Below are 8226 nucleotides of genomic sequence, written 5' to 3'. Positions count from 1 at the left end.
AATACCACCAGGATCCATTTAGCGGTCGATGGTTATGGCTTGCCAGTTGAGTTTGAAATCACCGGTGGAGAAGTCAATGACTGTTCTGCCGCACCCGATTTGATTGCCAGGTTGCCTGACGCAAAAGCAATAGTTGCAGACAGGGGCTATGACAGCGAATGGTTACGGGAACAGATAACGAAGAAGGGAGCTCAGGCTGTGATACCGGGAAAGCGCAACTCGCTGAAGAGTAGTGCAGATATGGATTGGGGTTCATATCAATACCGGCATTGGCTGGAGAATGCTATTGCCCGGCTAAAGCATATCGGGCAATAGCAACACGATACGAAAACTGAAGCGGAATTACGAGAGTAGGGTAGCCATAGCGTGTGGATATCTGTGGCTACCTATGTGAAATGTCAACATGCCCTAGCGCTTATGTTGTTAGTCAAGAACAATATGCTCATAATATCCCTTTCGAGCGGCTACCAGCCGGTAATTTCAATAATTTCCAAGTCTCGGTTGCTCGCCTCGAACAACGCACAGGCGTTTCATTCGGTACTAATGTTCTTACAGCAGACGTAATTAAAGGAGAAACGACTGATCGACCGCTGCGAGGTCTTGTTGATATTCAACATCCGTGCAGGTCAAGCATACCCAAGGCTGGTTTCGGACAATTTGACAGTTTCGAGGCATTCCTTACTGCCTATACCAGAGCTCAGGCTATTGAGGCACAACAGGAAGATGCTTTGCTTGGATTGGAAGCACGTCGTAAGCAAATGCACAAACGTCGCGAACGAGATGTCGTTGAAATCGAAGCCTTGGTAGCGCAGTACCTCGGTATCGATAATAATGGTGGAGATCATCATCAGCATGTAATGTTGACAGTAACCCAGTCGATTGAAGGTGACATAGATGTAAATGATGATATTCAGAGGGTAATTGCCAATCAGGAGGAAGTTTTGCTTTCAATCCGTTTTGGTGACCGGCTTGGTCTTCCAAGACCTGTTCCAGGGGTGCAAAACGGATCAATGCTGAGGCTACGCGGTGAATGGATTACCAGAGACCGTGCATACGCACATGGCGGTGAGCGAATGTCAGTGCTTCATTTTACCCATCACCCAATTGGTTTTGTTTGTGCTTTAGATCAATGCTGGCAATAATCTAAACTTGGAGAATTAAACACAGAATACTCTTTCAAATACTGAATATATTCTTAATTGAATGGAGAAGTTAATATTGTTGTTCTTTTACTAGACATTCTATCTCGGACAATACCAGCATCTTCCGCTTGAAAAGGAACGGCCGACCCTGGGTCATAAACTACTTATTCTATTTCTCAATCAAAACTGACTGTGGATCGCATTCGTGTCATTCTTGATTTGGAAATGGTATAAGTACAAAGGGAACGATGATTGCTATGAGATGTCTTTAATAAATGATGAGGCTGACAATGTAAAAAACTCTCATTTGACGACTGACAATATGACAATATGTGCGGACGTTTTGCTCTTGCTTATCCACGTGCCAACCTGATCAAATGGTATCATGCGGTAACGATGCCAGAGATCGAGCCGCGCTATAACATCGCGCCTTCGACCGATATCGTCGTTATTCGTGATAGCGTTACTGGTCGTGAAGGATTAATGATGCATTGGGGGCTGATTCCTCCTTGGGCGAAGGACACCAAGAAGCTACCCTTGCTGCTCAATGCACGTGCCGAATCACTGGCAACAAAACCAACGTTTAAACACGCCTTTCGTCGGCAGCGCTGTCTTATTCCTGCTTCTGGTTTCTACGAGTGGAAACAATCATCAGATAGCAAAAGTAAAAAGCCGTTCTATATTTCTTCCAAAGACGGTCCGCTCTCCTTCGCAGGATTATGGGAAACCACGACAGTAGATAAGGTAGTTATCAATAGCTGTACCATCATCACTACCACTAGTAACGAATTGATGCGTACCATCCATGATCGCATGCCTGTCATACTTCCTCCCGAAGCTTGGGATACCTGGCTGACTCCTTCACAGCTACCTGATGATATTTTAATGTCTATTCTTATGAAACCGCTTGCTCCGGAACACATGCAGTTATGGGCAGTGTCACCTGCAGTAGGACGGATAAGTAATCAAGGAGAACAGTTAATTCAGCCGGTAAATGAATGAATTTCTAAATGGGCAACTATCGATGAAAGCTTCATCTCATTTACCGCATGACACAGATCATCCTCAAGAAAAACTGCAGGGATCAGTAGAAAGAGTGACTTTTCACAGTGAATCATCCGGTTTCTGTGTTTTGCGAGTTAAAGTCAAAGGTCAGAGAGAACTCGTCACCGTCATTGGTTCAGCCGCTTCTGTCACGCCAGGCGAATATATCAATTGTCTAGGTTTCTGGGTCAATGATCGGCAACACGGGCAACAGTTTAAATCTGTCTCTATCAAGATTGTTCCGCCTACTACTTTAGAAGGGATTGAGAAGTATCTGGGTTCCGGTATGATCAAAGGAATTGGCCCTCATTTTGCCAGAAAATTAGTGAAAGCGTTTGGTGTAGACGTGTTTGATGTGATTGAATGTACACCTGATCGGCTAATGACATTGCCCGGCATTGGTCGGAAGCGGTTAGAGCGCGTTACCGGTGCCTGGGCTGAACAAAAAGTCATCCGTGAAATCATGGTGTTCTTGCAATCGCATGGTGTCGGCACATCGCGCTCTGTGCGTATCTACAAAACCTATGGTGAACAGGCTATCGAAAAAGTAAGAGAAGATCCCTATCGATTGGCGTTAGATATTCACGGTATCGGGTTCAAAATAGCCGATACACTGGCACAGAAATTGGGCATTGCGCCAGATTCCTTGATGCGCGCACAAGCCGGTGTCCGTCATGTATTGCAGGAATGGTCAAATGAAGGCCATTGTGCTGCTGCGCGCGATACTTTACGCGACATGGCGGTGAAGCTGCTGGACATACCTGCACCGGTTATCGAGGAGGGAATCACTGCCGAGCTCGTTGCAGGCAATCTAACAGCTGAAGCCATTAATCAACAAGAAAGTATTTTTCTGACGCCGCTTTATAGAGCGGAAGTAGGATGTGCTAATCACCTGCTACGTCTCAATCAAGGCCAGCCTCCGTGGGGAACCATTGATGCGCACAAGGCTATCCCCTGGGTTGAAGAGAAGACGGGGCTTATTTTGTCAGCTTCGCAGCGTGCCGCTATCGAATTAATGTTACGGCATAAAGTAGCGGTCATCACAGGTGGACCAGGCGTGGGCAAGACCACGTTGGTTAACAGTATCCTGAAAATCTTGAAAGCCAAACAGATCCAAATCGCCCTGTGTGCGCCTACTGGCAGAGCGGCCAAACGGCTGGCTGAATCCACGGGATTGGAAGCCAAAACTGTTCATCGCCTGTTGGAGTTTGATCCAGCCATCTTTGCTTTCAAACATAATGAAGAATTCCTACTGGAATTGGATTGTCTGGTAATCGATGAATCATCCATGATGGATGTGACGTTGATGAATCAGTTGTTAAAAGCAGTGCCTTCAAAGGCAGCACTATTGATTGTGGGGGATGTGGATCAACTGCCTTCTGTAGGGCCGGGCGCAGTACTGGCAGACATTATTGATTCGGGGAAAATTGCTACCGTCAGGTTGACCGAGATTTTTCGGCAGGCGAGTACTTCAAAAATCATTACAAATTCGCACCGGATCAACCAGGGGTTGTTACCCATAACCACTCATGCTCAGGGTTTGAGTGATTTTTATTGTATCTATGCTGAGACGCCAGAAGAGATTTTTAGCAAATTAATGCAAGTGGTGCTCGAACGGATACCGCAGAGGTTTAATCTGCACCCGGTTCATGATATACAAGTGTTAGCACCCATGAATCGAGGAGGGTTGGGTGCGCGTTCACTCAACATTGAGCTGCAGCAGCGATTGAATGGATCCAGTGAACCTAAGGTTATGCGTTACGGTTCAATTTATGCGCCAGGCGATAAGGTTATTCAGCAGATCAATAACTACGATAAGGAAGTATTTAACGGGGATATCGGTATCGTCCTGTCGGTCGATATCGAAGAGAGCTTGTTGCAGATCCAATTTGATGAGCGCATCGTGGATTACGAGTTTAATGAGCTCGATGAAATCTCGTTAGCTTACGCCATCAGTATCCATAAGGCGCAAGGCTCCGAATATCCTGCGGTGGTTATTCCTCTCGCGATGCAGCATTATATGCTTTTGGAGCGAAATTTACTCTATACAGGTGTTACGCGTGGCAAGCAATTGGTTGTGATGATTGCGCAACCCAAAGCGCTAGCCATGGCGGTTAAGAATCAGCGATCACAACGCAGAGTAACCAATTTAATTTCTCGGCTCAATAGTTGAGGAATGTTATTCCATTTTTAAATCAAAACTGGCTTTGTCAACTTCACCTTGCCGTATTATTTATATGCGAATTAAGAGCCAACTCGTAAAAAATTCCAAAAAAACAGAGCCGCACAGCCAGCTTTGCGAATACATGCATCACAAATCTTTTATAAGAACGAACTTGACTCACACATTCAATGCCTGTTTTTTTCTTTTATCCAGGTAAATAATGCTTCAATCGGTTGCCGCACGCGAGAAATCGCTGTAGACAACCATTGATCCTGTAGTTCCAGATAATGTTACCCTTTTTGTGTTTCTTAACCGGGATCAAGACAGTCAGATTCTGAGCTTGTCTGACATCTTCGGCATCGGTCCATTGATAAGCTTTATCGCCATACGGTTCAGTGTTGTGCAATTGTGGCCGAATCTGATCAAATATCTTACCATCATAGTCACTGGCGCCAGCCACACTAATATAACGTGAGTTCGACATAAGAATGATCACATCACGATTGGAAGAGCTTGAGGGAGTCTGATATTAAGCGAGGGTTTCTTCTCGTGAAAGGCGTAATTCTAATTCTCAACCGTGAATTAAACAAAAAAACAACACTATAATACCCACTTGAGTCTGATTCTTCTGATGAAGATTCTGATGAAGAAACAATTTTTGAAAATCTTTTCAGCATAAGGAAGTCAGTTTTTTTGCTGATTTTCTTATCCCTAACTCATGGTGTTTAAGTATATTATGTGATTTATAAATTTGAGCTGTATAGTTTGTTTTTTTGGCATTTTATGATTGTAGCGAGATGATATGGTTCACCATTTAGATTATCTTATCAGACCAAGCTGGACAACCTAACTAGATTGCTTAAGAAACAGTTCTGGTTCATTATTACTCATAACGGAGGAGGAACGATGATGGTAGAGAAGGGTAATCAAAACCGTAGTGTAACGGGGACCGGGAGATATTTAACGTATAACGCGGCACATGGATTTTAACCTGAACAAAAGATATGCATCGTGCTTGAAAGGGAATGTCAAAGGAGATTGATGTGAGCGTTGGAAAAATAGCTGTTGCGCTTGGGTGATGGCAGTGAGCACTTTTGCTTTCTATTTTGTACGAGGCAACTTATCCATCAGCGCGGATGAGCGTCATGCCATTCAATTGGATGCTAAGGAAAAGGAGTTTGTGTTAGCTGAGATGAGGAGTTTGCTTTTATTTATTAATGGCATATTAAAGGGACTCCATGAAGACGATATGACTGCTGTCTCCAAAGCCGCAAAGTCAGCGGGTATGGGTTTATGGCCGTCGATGCATCACCTTTACTTATGGTGAAGCTACCACTTGAATTTAAAATGCTGGGTATGGGTTTGCATGAGGATTTTGATAAATTATCAGCAGATACCCAGGATGGAATAAACAAAGATCAAATCATTCATTAATTATCTGAATTGACGAGTAAATGTCTATCTTGCCACCAGGTCTATCGCTTGAGTACTGGCTTGGCAGATTAGCAGGAGTTAGCAACGGAAAAGGTGGCTGCCCCGAAGAGATAAACGGCATAATGACTCGCTGCTTACGGTCGGGATAGTGGTTTTTACTTGTTCGTTATGTGACATATCAATCATACATAGAGTCATATTTAACTTATCCATAGGCGGAATGAACAGGCACTTTAAATACATTGCAACCTCTTTCGCCATTCTCCTTCTCCTGGACCAGGCGATCGCAGCAGATCAAACACAGAAAGCTGAAACTGCTGAGAGTAAGGCGGAGGTGCTGGAACAGAAAGCTGCAACCGAGGATAGCAATACTTCCCCATTAACTACTGAGATCATCACGAAGCCTGAAGCGCAAGCGGTTGACCCTGCTGGCAAAGAGCCTTTAGATGATGCGATCACCTGTCTTTCACGAACCATCTACTGGGAAGCTAGAGGCGATGGAGCTGACGGAATGGAAGCCATTGCTAATGTTGTTATGAACCGGCTAGGCCATGAAGGTTTTCCCAATACAATTTGTGGCGTAGTCACGCAAGGTCGTGAACAAGGGTCCTGCCAATTCTCATGGTGGTGTGATGGCCGCTTAGATGACGCAGAGGAGGATGAACCCTATGCGATTGCCAAGGAAATAGCTAGAAAGGCACTCAATCGGCAACTACCGGATCGAACCAATGGAGCATTATATTATCATCGTGATAACGCATCTCCCAGTTGGTCTGTAAAATATATCAAGACGGTAAAAGTGGGCAAGCATGACTTCTACAAGCCCCCTAGCGACGCGGCAAAATAGGTCTCGATACATTCAGGTTCCGGAAGAGGCATTCCAAGGATATAGTAGATACATGCTTCATTAGTATCATTTTGGTTTATTTTATAATAAATAGTTGACCTGTAAATAAATTATCAGATTCGTGAATTAGCCTGATGATTTTGAGGAAAATATGAAATTAAAAATATCCACCTTAGATGGGGTAGTTCTTTTGCTGTTATTAGGCGCATGGAATGATATTTATGCTGAAGGTGCAGCAAATAATGAAAGCATTTATGATCAATTTAAAAATTTTGAGTTTTGGTTTTTTGTTTTTGGCTGTGGTGTAATAAGTATTTTAGTAAAGATAGTTGATCATGCAATTCAAATAAATAAGATAGATGACACACAAAAAATACAGAGCTTTACTAACAAAGAAACACTTCTAGAATGGTTCCTGTGGTTTTTGTCGGCATCAATAGTTGGTTTTTTGGGGAATTTAGTAGGCTTATTTCAATCCTCTGCTCAAGCAGCGGTTGCGATCGGATTAGGTTGGCCAACAGTATTTGCACAACTTAAAGAAAAATATGGACCTAAAACGGAAAATTAGGCTGTAATTGAACAACAAACAAATAGAACGTTCAGTAAAAAGTAGTTAGGCAAATAAATAAGTGGAAATCTCAATAACTGTGATCAAAACAGTCCAATATTCAGGAAAGAAATATGAAGGAGTAATTTTCATGAAAATGATGACAACTATAATAGTAACTGGAATGTGGGCGTTACTTTCGAGCACCCAAGTTTATGCATTTGCTGCTTGCCACGTAGCAGAAGCAATGGGGCATGCAGGAAAAGCACAGGCATACGCGGAAATGGGAAATACTAAAGAAGCACTCCAGTATGCAAAAGAAAGCTTGGCACATGCTAAAGAAGCAAAAAATGAGTATGGTGAAGATAACAAGCATATGGATCAAGCTATCAAATCGTTAGAAGAAGTTATCAAACAAGCATCATTAAATTATCCCAAAATTACAGCGAAACATGCTGAAGATGCACTGAGTCATATGCGTGATTCTTGTCGTTAATTGTAGGAAAAACTAGGTCCTTAGTATGAAGGGCGCGCTTCCTCTATGATGGAAAGGTATGGTAGTGTCAGAAATTCAGCGTGTTGGGGCGGTTTAAAAATCTTAATTTAGAGCACCCCTACATTGTTCTCCAAATAGAACCACAAATTGATTATCAGCCTATTTCGAGGGAATAGGCTAAATCGGCCCGTTTCTTCTGGAAACTTTTTAGTTTGAGTCAAGCTATAGCTGATCCTGCATAAAATGGCTCAAGGCATGTAGCCGCTAAAGAGCTGCTCAACGGAACATCCTTCCTTTTTTCTGATTATTTTAGCTTGAGCCCATCTTAGCTATATGTCATTGAAGTCTGGAGAATAAGATGGCGGGTGTTCAAGTATAGCATAACCAGATAATTTTGATTATAATGTAAAGATGGCATATTCATTAGATTACCGCCGTAAAGTCCTGTCTGTCCGAGAGAAAGAAGGACTTACGATAGCCGGGGTGGCGGCCCGTTTTGATGTTGGCGTGGCCAGCGTGACGCGCTGGGTTAAGAACATCCATCGTAAACCT

Annotated in this window: 9 protein-coding genes and 1 pseudogene; 9 read left to right on the top strand and 1 reads right to left on the bottom strand. The window is 43.3% G+C overall.

Going from position 1 to position 8226, the window contains the following annotated elements; genetic code table 11:
- The 4 genes and pseudogenes from BM283_RS16475 to BM283_RS16460 form a co-directional block, all read left to right on the top strand.
- Positions 1-394: pseudogene (locus BM283_RS16475) on the top strand (IS5 family transposase); the annotation flags it as partial.
- Position 395: 1 nt separating this feature from the next.
- Complete coding sequence (locus tag BM283_RS16470) at positions 396-1142, top strand: hypothetical protein (protein ID WP_090695057.1); 747 nt, start codon at positions 396-398, stop codon at positions 1140-1142.
- 330 nt (positions 1143-1472) lie between these two features.
- Positions 1473-2144 carry an SOS response-associated peptidase gene (locus BM283_RS16465; RefSeq protein WP_090695056.1) on the top strand — a complete coding sequence of 224 codons (672 nt, stop codon included), beginning with the start codon at positions 1473-1475 and terminating at the stop codon, positions 2142-2144.
- Between the two features lie 22 nt (positions 2145-2166).
- On the top strand, positions 2167-4359 hold the full coding sequence (locus BM283_RS16460; protein WP_090695060.1) for an SF1B family DNA helicase RecD2: 2193 nt from the start codon (positions 2167-2169) through the stop codon (positions 4357-4359).
- A 196-nt stretch (positions 4360-4555) separates the two neighbouring features.
- Here the strand turns inward: BM283_RS16460 and BM283_RS16455 are convergent, their stop codons facing one another.
- A complete protein-coding gene (locus BM283_RS16455) occupies positions 4556-4834 on the bottom strand; it encodes a hypothetical protein (RefSeq protein WP_090695053.1) in 279 nt (92 codons plus the stop codon).
- Positions 4835-5434: 600 nt separating this feature from the next.
- On the opposite strand from BM283_RS16455, the gene BM283_RS16450 reads away from it, so the two are divergent.
- From BM283_RS16450 to BM283_RS16430, 5 genes are all read left to right on the top strand, one after another.
- On the top strand, positions 5435-5677 hold the full coding sequence (locus BM283_RS16450; protein ID WP_139225320.1) for a hypothetical protein: 243 nt from the start codon (positions 5435-5437) through the stop codon (positions 5675-5677).
- A 327-nt stretch (positions 5678-6004) separates the two neighbouring features.
- On the top strand, positions 6005-6631 hold the full coding sequence (locus tag BM283_RS16445; protein WP_090695048.1) for a cell wall hydrolase: 627 nt from the start codon (positions 6005-6007) through the stop codon (positions 6629-6631).
- A gap of 151 nt (positions 6632-6782) precedes the next feature.
- Positions 6783-7199: a hypothetical protein gene (locus BM283_RS16440; RefSeq protein WP_090695045.1), complete on the top strand. Its 417-nt coding sequence runs from the start codon at positions 6783-6785 to the stop codon at positions 7197-7199.
- A gap of 130 nt (positions 7200-7329) precedes the next feature.
- Positions 7330-7674: a small metal-binding protein SmbP gene (smbP, locus tag BM283_RS16435; RefSeq protein WP_090695043.1), complete on the top strand. Its 345-nt coding sequence runs from the start codon at positions 7330-7332 to the stop codon at positions 7672-7674.
- 411 nt (positions 7675-8085) lie between these two features.
- Positions 8086-8226, top strand: a 141-nt coding sequence (locus BM283_RS16430) for an IS630 transposase-related protein (RefSeq protein ID WP_217646575.1), incomplete at its 3' end; no start/stop codon positions are given.

The sequence above is a fragment of the Nitrosomonas sp. Nm34 genome, assembly GCF_900113925.1.
GTDB lineage: Bacteria > Pseudomonadota > Gammaproteobacteria > Burkholderiales > Nitrosomonadaceae > Nitrosomonas.
Note: the sequence above shows the minus strand (reverse complement) of the source record. Positions and strands in the feature narration are given on the sequence as shown.